This window comes from Brevundimonas sp., from assembly GCF_051860745.1.
Classification (GTDB): Bacteria; Pseudomonadota; Alphaproteobacteria; order Caulobacterales; family Caulobacteraceae; genus Brevundimonas.
Window position 1 is genome coordinate 64,207 of record NZ_JBHYDN010000006.1, and the last position, 13,100, is coordinate 77,306.

Sequence of the window (13,100 nt, forward strand, 5' to 3'; positions counted from 1 at the left end):
CCGGGACATGTCTTCCCTGCTCTCTCCTCTTAATCAGGCCTTCGCCGCCGGCGAAAAGGCCGCGTCGGTCGATGCGGCGATGATCGTCAAGCTGACTGACATCGCCGGAGACTTCGCGGTCAACCTGATCATCGCCGTGGTGATCCTGATCGCGACGGTGATCTCCGCGCGCTGGGTCTCGGGCGTCACGCGGCGGACCCTGTCGCGGGTCCGCGGCTTCCGTCACGACCAGACGGTGCTCAGCTTCGCCGTGCAGGTGGTTCGGGTCATCGTCTACATCATCGGCCTGATCGCCGTACTGCAGCGACTGGGCGTCCAGACCACCTCAATTATCGCAGTCCTCGGCGCCGCCTCCCTTGCGGTCGGCCTCGCCCTTCAGGGGACGCTGTCCAATGTGGCGGCGGGCGTGCTGCTGCTGGTCCTGCGGCCCTACAAGGTCGGCGACGTGATCGACATCGGTGGAGTGTCCGGGTCTGTCCAGCGGCTGGACATGTTCACCACCCAGATGTCCAACGCCAACAACCACAAGATCATCGTCCCAAACGCCAAGGTGCTGGGCGACGTGATCCTGAACCTGTCCGGCCAGAAGACCCGACGGGTCGAGATCAATTTCACCGTGGGCTACAGCGAGGACCTGCGCGCTGCGAGGGCGGTTCTGGCGGGTGTGGCCGACGGCCACGAGAAGGTGTTGGACGATCCCCCGCCATGGACTGGCGTAACCGGCCTGCTGGACAGCGCGGTTCAGATCACTCTGCAGGCCTGGGTCAAATCAGAGGATTGGTGGCAGACCCAGGCCGACCTCATGCAGGCGGGCAAGGAAGCGATAGACGCGGCGGGCATCGAGATTCCGTTCCCGCACCAGGTCGCTGTTCCGTATGGGGACGAAGACGCCATGCCGGTCGTCACAGTCCGCACGGTGGAGCAGAAGGGCGTGAGCCGGTCGGCCGGCGCGGATGACTCATCTGACACTGAGGAAGGCTGACCGATGCGTTATGACTTCGGCTCCGACAACACCGCCGGCATGGCCCCGGCCGCGCTTGGGGCCCTGGTCGCCGCCAACGACGGCTTTGCCCGGGCCTATGGCGCCGACGACATCACCGCCCGCGCCGCTGACCTGATCCGCGCGAGGCTGGACGCCGACGCCGAAATCCGGTTCGTCTTCTCCGGCACCGCCGGCAACGCGATCGCCCTTTCGATGCTGGCCTGGCCGCACGAGGCGGTGCTGGCGCATCATGCGGCCCATGTCTGCACCGACGAGACGGGGGCCCCCGGCTTCTTCGGCTCGGGCGTCGGCCTGATCGGCCTGCCGGGCCTGTCGGGCAAGATCGAGCCGAAGGCGCTTCAGGCGATCCTGGACGAGCCCGAGGTCGGCCACCGCCAACCCCCGGCGGCGCTCAGCCTGACCCAGTCCACCGAATACGGCACGGTCTATACCGAAGAGGAACTGCGTCACCTGATTGAGCCGGCGAAGCTGAAGGGGCACGGCGTGCATATGGACGGCGCGCGGCTGGCCAACGCCGCCGCCGCCGGTTTCGACCTGACGCAGATCGCCCGACTGGGCGTCGATGTTCTGGTGTTCGGCGGCGCCAAGGCCGGCGCCAACTGCGCCGAGGCCATCGTCATGTTCGACAGGTCGCTGGCCCGCCGGATCGACAACCGGCTGAAACAGGCCGGGCAAACGGCGTCCAAGACCCGCTTCCTCGCCGCCCCCATCCTGGGTTTGCTGGAGAGCGGCGACTGGGAAGCCGGGGCCGCCCATGCCAATCTGATGGCGCAGCGGCTGGCGGCGGGGATCGCTACCCGCTCGGCCTTCGCCCTGGCCCATCCGGTCGAGGCCAATGCGGTGTTCGTGCGCATGCCGCCCCAGGCGCACCAACGGCTGAACGACACTGGTTGGGCCTGCTATCGTTTCGACGACGGCTCGGTGCGGTTTGTCTGCTCGTGGGCGACCCGTGAAGAGGCCGTGGACGAACTCTTGCAGGCTATCGCAACGCTTTGAGCGCGACGTCATTGAACAGTCGCCATGTCCCATCTAAATAGAACAAAACGAGACCATTCTCGCTTGACGGCGATCGGTCCGGGGCCGGAAGGACTGACATGAACGCACCGTCGCGCATCGCCGATCGCACCGCCGACGACCTCATGGCCTTCCGGGTCGTTCGCGCCGCCATGCCGATTCTGGCCGAGGGTCTGAGCCCGGAGGACCTGGCGGCGCAGTCGATGCCCGACTGCAGCCCCGGCAAATGGCATCTGGCCCACACCAGCTGGTTCTTCGAGGCCCTGATCCTGGGCGAGGAGCCCGGCTACCGCCCGGTCGATCCACGCTTCCAGACCCTGTTCAACAGCTATTACGAGGCGCTCGGGCCGCGGGTCGATCGCCCCGCGCGAGGACTGATGACCCGGCCTTCGCTGGACGAGGTGCTGGCCTATCGCCGCGAGATCGACCGGCGCATGACCGCCTGGCTGCGAGAGGGTCCGACCGATCCGCGCCGGCTGTATCTGTTCACCCTCGGCCTGAACCACGACCAGCAGCATCAGGAGCTGTTCCTGATGGACCTGCTGAACCTGATGGCCCGCTCGCCGCTGGATCCGGGGGCCTATCAGGCTGAGCCGCGCGCGCGCCCGGCGCAGCGGGCGCTGGGGGGAACCAGCCGGTTCGACGGCGGATTGGTCGAAATCGGCCACGACGGCGCGGGCTTTGCTTTCGACAATGAAGGGCCGGCGCACCGCGTCTGGCTGGAGCCCTACGCGCTGGCCAACGACCTCGTGTCCAACGCCGACTGGTTCGCCTTTATCGCGGACGGCGGCTACGCCCGCCCCGAGCTGTGGCTCTCTGACGGCTGGGCGACGGTTCAGGCCGAGAGCTGGGACGCCCCCCTGTACTGGCGCCGCGATGGCGACGGCTGGACGACCATGGGTCTGGCGGGCCGTTCGCCGGTCGATCCGGCGGCGCCGGTCCGCCACCTCAGCTTCTATGAGGCCGACGCCTACGCCCGCTGGGCCGGCAAGCGGCTGCCGACCGAGGCGGAGTGGGAGCATGCGGTGCGCTGCCGCCCCGAGGCCTTCTCCAATGCGTTCGGCGAGGTCTGGCAGTGGACCGCCAGCGCCTATGCCCCCTATCCGGGTTTCCAGCCGACCGAGGGCGCGGCGTCGGAGTACAACGGGAAATTCATGGCCAACCAGATGGCGCTGCGCGGCTCCAGCTTCGCCACGCCCGAGGGCCATGCGCGGGTCAGCTACCGCAATTTCTTCTATCCGCATCAGCGCTGGGCCTTCACGGGATTGCGGCTGGCCGGGGACGCTCCGGCGCCGTTGGTCCGCGCGACGGATCAGGGCGAGACCGTCCGTTTCCGCCGTGATCTGATCGCCGGTCTGTCGCGCTCTCCCAAGGTCGCCTCGCCGAAATGGTTCTATGACGCCGAGGGCTCGCGCCTGTTCGAGGCCATCACCCGGCTACCGGAATACTATCCGACGCGGCAGGAAGCGGCCCTGCTGCGGCGCGTCGCCCCGGACTGGGCGGCGCGCTTCGGACCCGAGGCGGCCCTGGTCGAGTTCGGATCGGGGGCCAGCGAGAAGACCCGCATCGTCCTCGACGCCGCCACCGACCTCGGCGCCTATGTTCCGATCGATATCAGCGCCGACGCCCTCGACGCCGCCGCCCGCCGGATCGCCGAGGCCTATCCGGCGCTGACGGTCACTCCGCTGGTCGGCGACTTCCTGCATCTGGGGGCCTTGCCGGCCGGGATCGGGCAGGGGCGGCGCATCGGCTTCTTCCCGGGTTCGACGATCGGCAATCTGGAGCGGGACGAGGCCATCGCCTTCCTGACGGCGGCGCGCGGCCTTCTGGGCCCGGACGCCCTGTTCATTCTGGGCGTCGATCTGGTCAAGGCGCCCGAGACGCTGATCGCCGCCTACGACGATTCCGCAGGCGTGACCGCCGCCTTCAATCGCAATCTGCTGGTGCGCGCCAACCGCGAATTGGGGGCCGGGTTCGACGTGGATTCCTTCGCCCATCGCGCCGTCTGGAACGCCACGGCGTCGCGGATGGAGATGCATCTCGAGGCGACTCGCGACATGACCGTCCTGCTCGACGGCCGCCGCATCGCCTTCAGGCGCGGCGAGACCATCCATACGGAAAGCTCGCGGAAATACACCGGGGACTCCGTGCGCGAACTGGCCGGGGCGGCCGGCTGGACCGTGGCCGGGTTCGAGACCAGCCCGGAGCCCGCGGTCGCCCTGGCGCTGTTCGAGGCCTGAACAAAAAAGGCGGCGACCGGAGCGGTCGCCGCCTTGTTCGGATCGGCGCGCCGCGCAGCCTATTCGGCGACGATGGGCGGCGTCGTGCGGGGGCGGGCGCCGTGAGAGGCCTCGCCACCCTTGCGGCCGGCCTGGGCCGCCAGACTGCGGTCCTGGGAGAAGCTGCGCTTCTCGCTGGGGACGCTGGCGCCGCCCTTGCGCGCGATCTCACGCTGACGTTCCGGATCCATCGAGGCGAAGCCCCGTTTGGAGACGCCAGAGGCTCGGGTGGGCTGACCTTGAGCCATTGGAGGCTCCTTTCGTGGCGACGATGGCGGTTCGGGGGAAGAACCCCCTGCGCCGCTTCCGGTTCCGGATGGGCGGTCACACAATTGCGAGCGAATCACAGGGTTTGGCCGAGCGGCGCTCACTCGCCACCGTACGGTCGGGAGTCGCCTTCGCCGCCGCCGCCCGGGTCCTGTTGCGGTATTTCGTCGGGTGCGCCGGACGGATCGATGTCCGGTCCCGGCGTCTCGGGCGGCATGATCTCCGGCTGGCCGCCGGGGCTGTCGGGTTCGATAAAGGTCATGGCTTTTCTCCTTCCTGAAAGGAGAACGCGGCGGCAGTGGGCGCCGTTCAATCACGATTGGAGGTGATCCCGGAACCGGGCTGATCAGAGAGGATTGAAGCAGGCGAATCTCCCGACGGAAAGACCACGCCATGACCGAGCCCCACACGGGACAGACCTTCGCCGACGACATCGAGGCGGACGCAGACTCCACCTCGGCCCGCCTCGATCGGGAGGCGGACGCCATCCTGCTGGAAGACGAACGCCACGCTCGTCCGCTGCGGCGCGCGGTGCGGGAGGACGCGGGGCTGGTGCGCGACTGGGGGCAGGAGCGGGTCGCCCGGCTGCGGGGGACGGTCGAGGCCGAGCCGCTCAAGGCGACGCTCTATGCGCTCGCCCTCGGGGTGGTGATCGGCATGCTGGCTGCGCGCTAGGCCGACTCTCAGGACGGCCCGGTCGCCGGACGGGCGATCGGCGTGCCGCGCATGGCGGCGTCCGATACGAACGGATTGCTGCGCCGCTCGGCCCCGAAGGTCGAGGTCGGCCCATGCCCCGGCACGAACGTGACGTCGTCGCCCAGCGGCCAGAGCTTGGTGGTGATGGCGTGCAGCAGGCTGGCGTGGTCGCTGCGCGGGAAGTCGGTGCGGCCGATCGATCCCTGGAACAGCACGTCCCCGACCTGCGCAAAGCGCGCCTCACGGTTGAAGAAGATCACATGGCCCGGCGTGTGACCCGGGCAGTGCCAGACCTCCCACACCGTCTCGCCGAGGGTCAGCACATCGCCGTCGCCCAGCCAGCGGGTCGGGGTGAAGCTGCGCGCCTCGGGCAGGCCATACATCTGACCCTGGGCCGGGATGCCGTCGATCCAGAACTGGTCGTCCGGATGGGGGCCGATGATGTCGAGGCCGGTCTTCTCCTGCATCTCGGCCGCGCCGCCGGCGTGGTCGAGATGGCCGTGGGTGATCCAGATGGCCTCCAGCGTCAGTTCCTGTTTCGCCACCGCGCCCAGCAGGGCGTCGACCGAGGCTCCCGGATCGATGATCGCGGCCTTCATGGTCTTGCGGCACCAGACGAGGGTGCAGTTCTGTTGCAGGGGCGTGACCGGAAAGACGGCGACGCCGATGGGGGCGGGGGAGGAACTCATGCCGTCCAGATAGCGCGCCGGCGTCCTTCCCGAAACCGTCCCGTTTCCCGCGTCTCACGTTGACCTTTCGGACCGTCCTCGACATAAGGGCGGGCTTCAAAGGCGCCGCCTCCAAAGGGCGGCCCTTGTTGCTTTACCCACACCGCGCAGCGCCTGCCTCAATGGCGCCGCCACAGAGCGTCAGAATCCGGCCATGCAAGTTGTCGAAAAATCCAACGAAGGTCTCAGCCGCGTGATCGCGGTGACCATTCCTGTCGCCGAGCTGAACCAGAAGCTGGACGCCAAGCTGAAGGAAGTCGCGCCGCAGATGAAGCTGAAGGGCTTCCGTCCCGGCAAGGTCCCGATGTCGCACGTCAAGAAGACCTTCGGCCGCGACCTGATGGGCGAGATCGTCAACGACGCGCTGAACACCTCGAGCCAGAAGGCCCTGGACGACGCCAAGGTGCGACCGGCCGCGCCCGCCGAAATGAAGCTGACCTCGGACATGGACAGGGTCATCGCCGGTCAGGAAGACCTGGCCTATGAAATGGCGCTGGAGGTCATGCCCGACTTCACTCCGACCGACGTCAAGAAGCTGAAGCTGGCCCGCCCGACCTACGAGGCGACCGACGCCGATCTGGACGAGGCCCTCGCCGAACTGGCCGGTCAGGCCAAGTCCTATGCGGACAAGAAGGGCAAGACCGTCAAGGCCGCCGACGGCGACGAGGTCACCATCGACTTCCTCGGCAAGCTGGACGGAGAACCCTTCGAGGGCGGCGCCGCCGAGGCTGCCCAGTTGGTGATCGGCTCCAACCGTTTTATCCCGGGCTTCGAGGAGCAGCTCAAGGGCGCCAAGGTCGGCGACGAGACGGTCCTGAACGTGACCTTCCCGGCGGACTATCAGGCCGCCCATCTGGCCGGCAAGGCCGTGACCTTCGACGTCACCGTCAAGGCCATCAAGGCCGAGGCCCCTGCCGTGGTCGACGAGGAGTTCGCCAAGCGCATCGGCATCGAGTCGCTGGACAAGCTCAAGGAGCTGCTGCGCACCAACCTGAACCAGCAGTACACCGGCGCCGCCCGCTTCAAGCTGAAGCGCGCCCTGCTGGACGCCCTGGACAAGGCCCACGACTTCCCGCTGCCGCCCAAGATGGTGGAGGCCGAGTTCGACGGCATCTGGCAGCAGGTCCAGGCCGACAAGGAAGCCGGCCGCCTGCCGGAAGAGGACACCAAGAAGTCCGAGAAGAAGCTCAAGGACGAGTACCACAAGATCGCCGAGCGCCGTGTGCGCCTGGGTCTGGTGCTGGCCGAGATCGGCCGCGCCAATAACGTCCAGATCACCGACCAGGAGCTGAACAACGCCATCATGAACGAGGCCCGCAACTATCCGGGCCAGGAGCGTCAGGTGCTGGACTTCTATCGCCAGAACCCCAACGCCGCCGCCCAGATGCGCGCCCCGATCTATGAGGAGAAGGTCTGCGACCTGATCTTCGACACCGCCAAGGTGACGGACACGCCGATCACCAAGGAAGAGCTGCTCAAGGAAGACGACGACATCTAGGGTTCGGCGTCCGGCCTGACGACATCACCCCCGCCCCGGTCCCGCCGGGGCGGGGTTTTCATGCCCGGGATCGGTCCGAAGGGCTTGTTCCCGACCGGTCGAAACACTGTTACGCTCCGTGTCCATTCAGCTTGGGACACGGCTATGTTGTACGCCCTGATGGCCGCCGCCTTGCTTGCGTCGCCCCAATCCGCCCCGATCACCCAGACGCCGCCGGCTTCCCAGGACCCCGTCCGGCTGGAAGACGTGGTGGTCGACGCCCGGCGGCTCGAAGACACCACGGAGGCTTATGTCGACGAAGTCGCGGCGCCCGCGCGTCGCCGGGGTCTGGCCCGCTGGAAGGACGGCATGTGCGTCGGCGTCGTGAATCTGGAGTCCGGGACGGCCCAGTTTCTCGCCGACCGTGTTTCCGACGTGGCCCGCAGCCTGGGCCTCCGCGCCCACGAGCCCGAGTGCCATCCCAGCGTCCTGATCGTCGCCACCAGCGACGGACCCGGGTTCACCGAGGCCTTCGTGGCCATGCGACCCCGGCTGTTCCGGGTCGGCGGCGCGGGCATGGATCGCGGTTCAGCCGAGCTGCGCGACTTCATCAACGAGGAACGGCCCGTCCGCTGGTGGCACGTCAGCCTGCCGGTGGACAGCGAGACCGGAGACCCGGTGGTGCGTCTGCCCGGCTATGTCGGGGGCTCAGCGGCCCCAAATGCGCTCGGGTCTTCGGCCCAGGAATATGCGCCGAACACCAGGATCCACGCTCCTTCCCGTCTCAACGACCAGACCGAGGATATCCTCACACGGGTCTTCATCATCGTCGATGTCGATCAACTGAACGGCGCCAGCCTGGAGCAGCTCGGGGACTATGTGGCCATGATCGCCATGGCCCAGGTCGATCCTGACGCGGATACAGGACGTTTCGACACCATCCTGAACCTGTTCGACGATCCGGCGACGGCGCCGACGGGTCTGACGGGCTGGGACCGGGCCTATCTGGAAGGGCTGTATAGTGTCGATTCGGAAACCCACCGGATCAACCAGAGGGCCCAGGTCCAGGCCGTCGCCTCCGCCATCGCCAGCGCCTACCGCGGCGGCGCCGCCGAACCCGAAGACCTCGAACAGCCCTGACCCCTGCCGGACGTAGATCGCGTCTGGGTGGTATTGACCGGCATTGACCCGTCAGTGTGGCGAGGTCAGGGTGGGGAACGTAATGTCAGTGGGGGTTGTCATGTCGTCCTTGTCCGCCGTTCTGGCTCTGACCTTCGCGCTGGCGGCCGGCACAGCCTCGGCGCAGGAGCCTGTCACGCAGACGCCGCCCGCCCGGCCCCCGGCCCAGCTGGATGACGTGGTCGTGGAGGGGCGTCAGCTCGAGGCGCTGGTCCGAAACTTCGTCACGGAGGTGTCCAATCCGGCCAATAACCGCGGTCTGGCGCGGTGGAACCGGCCCATCTGCGTCGGCGCGGTCAACCTGCGCAACGACGTTGGCCAGTATGTCGTCGACCGCATCTCTGACGTCGCCCGTGAACTGGAAGTCGAGGCGGGTGAACCCGGCTGCCGGCCCAACATCCTCATCGTGGCCGCCGACGACGGCGCCGCCCTGGCCTCCGCCATCGTCGAGGACCGTCCGCGCAATTTCGATCTGCGCCACAACGGCACCGACGCCGGGACGCGGGCGTTCCGGAATTTCCGGACCGGTGATCAACCGGTGCGCTGGTGGCAGATCAGCATGCCGATCGATTCCGAGACCGGCGGCCGGGCCGTGAGACTGCCCGGCGACATCGATCCCGCGAGTGGCCAACCAGCCGTCCCCGCCATCCACGTCTTCGCGGCTTCGCGCCTCCGGACCCAGATCCGCGACGACATGGTGCGATCGGTCATCATCGTCGATGTCGAGCGGCTGGCCGGGGCCAATCTGGTGCAGCTGGGCGACTATCTGGCGCTGGTGGCCCTCGCCCAGGTCGACGCCGAAGCCGACACCTCGGCCTTTCCAACCATCCTGAACCTGTTCGCAGACCCGGCCTCGGCTCCGGCGGGCCTGACGGACTGGGATCGTTCCTACCTGATCGCTCTCTACGAACACGACCAGCTGCGCATCAACCGCAATAGCCAGGTCCGCGCCGTGGCCGAGGCTGTGATCCAGGACCGGCGTGAGGCGGCGGAGACCGCGCCGGAGTGATCGGGCGTTGCTGAAGCCTTCGCGCCTTGCGTCAACGGTTCGGCAACGCGATATCCTGTCCAACAGGGGGAGCGACCGGTGAGTCGCACCCGAATGCATCCCGAGAAGGCCCAAATGCGCGATCCCATCGAACTGATGAACATGAACCTCGTCCCCATGGTGGTCGAGCAGTCCAGCCGGGGCGAGCGCGCCTTCGACATCTTCTCGCGCCTGCTGCGCGAGCGGATCATCTTCCTGACCGGGCCGTTCGACGACAGCATGGCCTCGTTGATCTGCGCCCAGCTGCTGTTCCTGGAATCGGAGAACCCGAAGAAGGAAATCAGCATGTATATCAACAGTCCCGGCGGACAGGTGTCGTCGGCGCTCGCGATCTACGACACCATGCAATACATCCGCTCGCCGGTTTCGACCGTCTGCATGGGCATGGCCGCCTCGGCCGGCTCGCTGATCCTCGCCGCCGGCGCCGCTGGTCAGCGCGTGGCCCTGCCGAACGCCCGCATCATGGTGCACCAGCCCTCGGGCGGCTTCCGCGGCCAGGCCTCGGACATCGAATTGCACGCCGCCGACATCCGCTACACCAAGCGTCGCCTCAACGAGATCTATGTCCACCACACTGGCCGGACCTATGAAGAGGTCGAGAAGACGCTCGACCGCGACCATTTCATGAGCGCCGAGGAAGCCAAGGCCTGGGGCGTCGTCGACCACGTCTACGACCGTCGCGAACAGGCCGAGGGCGACGGCGTCAAGACGGTTTGATCCGCTCCGCCGACAAGTGAAAGAAGGGCGCGCCGTCACCGGCGCGCCCTTTGTCTTTTGTGTTATCAGGCCGCCATGGAACATACGCGTGAGACGAGCGGGACCGTTGAGGTCGACGGCGAGACCTATGAGTGGGAAATCCGTCGCCAGCCCCGGCCGCTGGCCGGCGGCAAGTGGGACGGCATGGGGCTGAGCCTCCGTCTGAAAGACTTCAAGCGAGAGGCGATCGTCCTGTTTCCCATGCCGATGCGGCCGAATGGCCGGCCCGATATGGAAAAGCAGCGGGTCAATGTCGAAAGCGTGCGTAACGCGGTCGCCGCCGCGATCGAGGCGGGCTGGAACCCCACCTCACGCGGCAAGTCCATGGTGTTCGATGTGGACGCCGACGGCCGCTGACGCCCCGTCAGCCCTTGAACCGCCGGAACCCGGCCTCATCCGCGATGGCCAGCATCTCCGTGTCGCCCGTGGTGTCGCCATAGGCCGCCGCCAGCTGCATATCCTCTCCGAACGCCATCCTCAGCCGTCGCACCTTTTCCTCGCCCCGGCAGTTGGGGCTGGCGAAAGCGCCCGTCACCCGATCATCGCTGTCGAAGACCAGCGGCGTGCCCAGCAAGGCCTCCGCGCCGAGACGCCGCGCGAACGGAGCCACGGTGGTCTCGGGACTGGCGGTGACGATCACCCGGTAGGCGCCCTTCTTTCCCCAATCCTTCCAGCAGGCGAGGGCGTCATGGCGGATGAAGCCGGGCCAGACCTGGCCGGCGAAGGCTTCGGCGTCGGCTTCCAGCTGGATACGGGGCACGCTCTTCAGGAACTCCCGCACCGAGGCGGCCTTGAGCCGCCCCCGGTCCCGATGGCCGATATAGGCCGTCAGGTCCGGCGCCATCCTGGTCAGTCCCCCGAACCAGCCGCCCGCGCCCGCCCGCCAGCGCAGGAACTGCGTGAAACTGTCGCTGACCGTCAGCGTACCGTCGAAATCAAAGGCCACGATGGCCTGATCCTTGCGACGCGGCTGGTGAATCAGGGCAGGGCTTCCCATGTCAGACATTCGCCGCGATCTCCGTCGACATACGACCGTCCGCTTCCGTATCCGGCCACGCTTGGCCGGGGTTGTGGCGGGCCTCGGTATGGGTGATTGTCAATTTTTGAAGACCTTTGCGCCCATTGTCCGGGAATCAAACGCGAAGGATGCGCGTTAGCCTCATATCGGGGTGAACCGCGGGAGTGAGAAGACTCGATGACCAAAGCCGCCGGCACAGACGCCAAAAGCACGCTCTACTGCTCGTTCTGCGGCAAGAGCCAGCATGAGGTGCGCAAGCTCATCGCCGGACCGACCGTGTTCATCTGCGATGAATGTGTCGAACTCTGCATGGATATCATCCGTGAAGAGCACAAAATCTCGTTCTCCAAGGCCAAGGACGGCGTTCCTTCGCCCAAGGAGATCCGCGAGGTTCTGGACGACTATGTGATCGGTCAGAGCCACGCCAAGAAGGTGCTCTCGGTCGCGGTGCACAATCACTACAAGCGGCTGAACCACGCGACGAAGAACAACGACGTCGAGCTGGCCAAGTCCAACATCATGCTGATCGGGCCGACCGGCTCGGGCAAGACGCTGCTGGCCCAGACGCTGGCGCGCATCATTGACGTGCCCTTCACCATGGCCGACGCCACGACCCTGACCGAAGCCGGTTATGTCGGTGAGGACGTCGAAAACATCATTCTCAAGCTGCTCCAGGCCTCGGACTACAACGTCGAGCGGGCCCAGCGCGGCATCGTCTACATCGACGAGATCGACAAGATTTCGCGCAAGTCGGACAACCCCTCGATCACCCGCGACGTCTCGGGCGAGGGCGTGCAGCAGGCCCTGCTGAAGATCATGGAAGGCACCGTCGCTTCCGTGCCCCCGCAGGGCGGCCGCAAACATCCGCAGCAGGAGTTCCTGCAGGTCGACACCGCCAACATCCTGTTCATCGTGGGCGGCGCCTTCTCGGGCCTTGAGAAGGTCATCGCGGCACGCGGCGACGGCGCCTCGATCGGCTTCGGCGCCAAGGTCAAGGAAATCGACGAGCGCCGCACCGGTGACATCCTCAAGGGCGTTGAGCCCGACGATCTGATGCGCTTCGGCCTGATCCCCGAATTCATCGGCCGTCTACCTGTGCTGGCGACGCTGGAAGACCTCGACGAGGAGGCGCTGGTCACCATTCTGACCGAGCCCAAGAACGCCCTGGTCAAACAGTACAAGCGCCTGTTCGAGATGGAGAACGTCGATCTGACGTTCACCGACGACGCCCTGATCGCGGTGGCCAAGAAGGCTATCACCCGCAAGACCGGCGCACGCGGCCTGCGTTCGATCCTCGAAGGCATCCTGCTGGAGACGATGTTCGAACTGCCGACCTTCGAAGGCGTCGAGGAAGTGGTGGTCAACGCCGAGGTCATCGAGGGCAAGGCCCAGCCTCTGCTGATCTATTCCGAGACCAAGTCCAAGAAGGCCGCTCCCGACAGCGCCGCCTGATCGCGGACGGACCAAACGACGCAGGAAGGGGCGGGTCCGGCGACGGGCCCGCCCTTTTCCTTGAGCTTCGGATACCTGCGAGCACACGGATGATGCGCGATGGCCACAGGCCCCGGCGGCCACGGGACAGCGGCTTCAGCGGGTTTTCCGCAAGATCCATGCGGCCTGGCCGCTTGACCGCTT

The 13,100-nt window shown here is 66.9% G+C and carries 14 protein-coding genes; 10 read left to right on the plus strand and 4 right to left on the minus strand.

Going from position 1 to position 13,100, the window contains the following annotated elements:
* The first annotated feature begins 7 nt into the window (after window positions 1–7).
* The 3 genes from ACTIEW_RS08870 to egtB all read left to right on the plus strand — a co-directional run bounded on the left by ACTIEW_RS08870 (window position 8) and on the right by egtB (window position 4,257).
* Complete coding sequence (locus ACTIEW_RS08870) at window positions 8–982, plus strand: mechanosensitive ion channel family protein (protein WP_439477547.1); 975 nt, start codon at window positions 8–10, stop codon at window positions 980–982.
* A gap of 3 nt (window positions 983–985) precedes the next feature.
* On the plus strand, window positions 986–1,999 hold the full coding sequence (locus tag ACTIEW_RS08875) for a threonine aldolase family protein (RefSeq protein WP_439477548.1): 1,014 nt from the start codon (window positions 986–988) through the stop codon (window positions 1,997–1,999).
* A 98-nt stretch (window positions 2,000–2,097) separates the two neighbouring features.
* Window positions 2,098–4,257: an ergothioneine biosynthesis protein EgtB gene (egtB, locus tag ACTIEW_RS08880; protein WP_439477549.1), complete on the plus strand. Its 2,160-nt coding sequence runs from the start codon at window positions 2,098–2,100 to the stop codon at window positions 4,255–4,257.
* Between the two features lie 59 nt (window positions 4,258–4,316).
* On the opposite strand, the gene ACTIEW_RS08885 is transcribed toward egtB, so the two are convergent.
* Window positions 4,317–4,544 carry a general stress protein gene (locus tag ACTIEW_RS08885; RefSeq protein WP_439477550.1) on the minus strand — a complete coding sequence of 76 codons (228 nt, stop codon included), beginning with the start codon at window positions 4,542–4,544 and terminating at the stop codon, window positions 4,317–4,319.
* 119 nt (window positions 4,545–4,663) lie between these two features.
* Complete coding sequence (locus tag ACTIEW_RS08890) at window positions 4,664–4,825, minus strand: hypothetical protein (RefSeq protein WP_439477551.1); 162 nt, start codon at window positions 4,823–4,825, stop codon at window positions 4,664–4,666.
* A gap of 131 nt (window positions 4,826–4,956) precedes the next feature.
* Between ACTIEW_RS08890 and ACTIEW_RS08895 the strand changes: the two genes are divergently transcribed.
* Window positions 4,957–5,238, plus strand: coding sequence for a hypothetical protein (locus tag ACTIEW_RS08895; protein ID WP_439477552.1), 282 nt, complete (start codon window positions 4,957–4,959; stop codon window positions 5,236–5,238).
* Window positions 5,239–5,246: 8 nt separating this feature from the next.
* Here ACTIEW_RS08895 and ACTIEW_RS08900 read toward each other — a convergent pair whose 3' ends face one another.
* The gene (locus ACTIEW_RS08900; RefSeq protein WP_439477553.1) at window positions 5,247–5,948 is read right to left on the minus strand and encodes an MBL fold metallo-hydrolase; all 702 of its coding nucleotides are present in this window, start codon (window positions 5,946–5,948) and stop codon (window positions 5,247–5,249) included.
* A 193-nt stretch (window positions 5,949–6,141) separates the two neighbouring features.
* On the opposite strand from ACTIEW_RS08900, the gene tig reads away from it, so the two are divergent.
* From tig to ACTIEW_RS08925, 5 genes are all read left to right on the plus strand, one after another.
* On the plus strand, window positions 6,142–7,485 hold the full coding sequence (tig, locus tag ACTIEW_RS08905; RefSeq protein WP_439477554.1) for a trigger factor: 1,344 nt from the start codon (window positions 6,142–6,144) through the stop codon (window positions 7,483–7,485).
* 144 nt (window positions 7,486–7,629) lie between these two features.
* Window positions 7,630–8,604: a hypothetical protein gene (locus ACTIEW_RS08910; RefSeq protein WP_439477555.1), complete on the plus strand. Its 975-nt coding sequence runs from the start codon at window positions 7,630–7,632 to the stop codon at window positions 8,602–8,604.
* Window positions 8,605–8,704: 100 nt separating this feature from the next.
* Window positions 8,705–9,652 carry a hypothetical protein gene (locus tag ACTIEW_RS08915; protein WP_439477556.1) on the plus strand — a complete coding sequence of 316 codons (948 nt, stop codon included), beginning with the start codon at window positions 8,705–8,707 and terminating at the stop codon, window positions 9,650–9,652.
* A gap of 114 nt (window positions 9,653–9,766) precedes the next feature.
* Entirely contained in the window at window positions 9,767–10,408 is a 642-nt protein-coding gene (locus ACTIEW_RS08920; protein WP_439477642.1) for an ATP-dependent Clp protease proteolytic subunit, read from the plus strand.
* Window positions 10,409–10,483: 75 nt separating this feature from the next.
* The gene (locus tag ACTIEW_RS08925) at window positions 10,484–10,804 is read left to right on the plus strand and encodes a hypothetical protein (protein WP_439477557.1); all 321 of its coding nucleotides are present in this window, start codon (window positions 10,484–10,486) and stop codon (window positions 10,802–10,804) included.
* Between the two features lie 7 nt (window positions 10,805–10,811).
* Here the strand turns inward: ACTIEW_RS08925 and ACTIEW_RS08930 are convergent, their stop codons facing one another.
* Window positions 10,812–11,453 carry an HAD-IB family hydrolase gene (locus ACTIEW_RS08930; protein WP_439477558.1) on the minus strand — a complete coding sequence of 214 codons (642 nt, stop codon included), beginning with the start codon at window positions 11,451–11,453 and terminating at the stop codon, window positions 10,812–10,814.
* A gap of 189 nt (window positions 11,454–11,642) precedes the next feature.
* Between ACTIEW_RS08930 and clpX the strand changes: the two genes are divergently transcribed.
* Entirely contained in the window at window positions 11,643–12,917 is a 1,275-nt protein-coding gene (gene clpX / locus ACTIEW_RS08935; RefSeq protein WP_439477559.1) for an ATP-dependent Clp protease ATP-binding subunit ClpX, read from the plus strand.
* Window positions 12,918–13,100 lie beyond the last annotated feature (183 nt).